Source organism: Pseudomonas sp. SIMBA_067 (genome assembly GCF_046534675.1).
Classification (GTDB): Bacteria; Pseudomonadota; Gammaproteobacteria; order Pseudomonadales; family Pseudomonadaceae; genus Aquipseudomonas; species Aquipseudomonas putida.
On the sequence record NZ_JAWRYH010000167.1, the window covers coordinates 1 to 338 of the forward strand.

Genomic DNA, 338 nt, shown 5'->3' on the forward strand with positions numbered 1-338 from the left:
CAGGGGGCCACGGCCATGCAGGAGGTGCAGGCCTACGACCGCACCATCCTGCCCTCGGCGCAGCAGGCAGTGGACACCGCCACCCGCGGCTTCGAGATGGGCAAGTTCGCCTTCCTCGATGTGCTCGATGCCCAGCGCACGTTGATCGAGGCGCGCGGGCTCTATCTGGCTGCATTGGCCGCGGCGACCGATGCGCGGGCCCAGCTCGAGCGGGTCTATGGCGACCTCGAAGGCAGTTTGTGATTCGCAAAAAATCCTACAGCAGGAGCAACAATGGATAACCCACGCAAGATTGCCATGCTGGTTGTCGCCTTGGCCGTGCTTGGCCTCGGTGGCCT

At 64.5% G+C, this 338-nt stretch carries 1 protein-coding gene; it reads left to right on the forward strand.

Annotation, left to right across the window (positions count from 1 at the left end; genetic code table 11):
* A partial coding sequence (locus SB765_RS28555; RefSeq protein ID WP_410932348.1) for a TolC family protein occupies window positions 1-243 on the forward strand: 243 nt, incomplete at its 5' end.
* Window positions 244-338 lie beyond the last annotated feature (95 nt).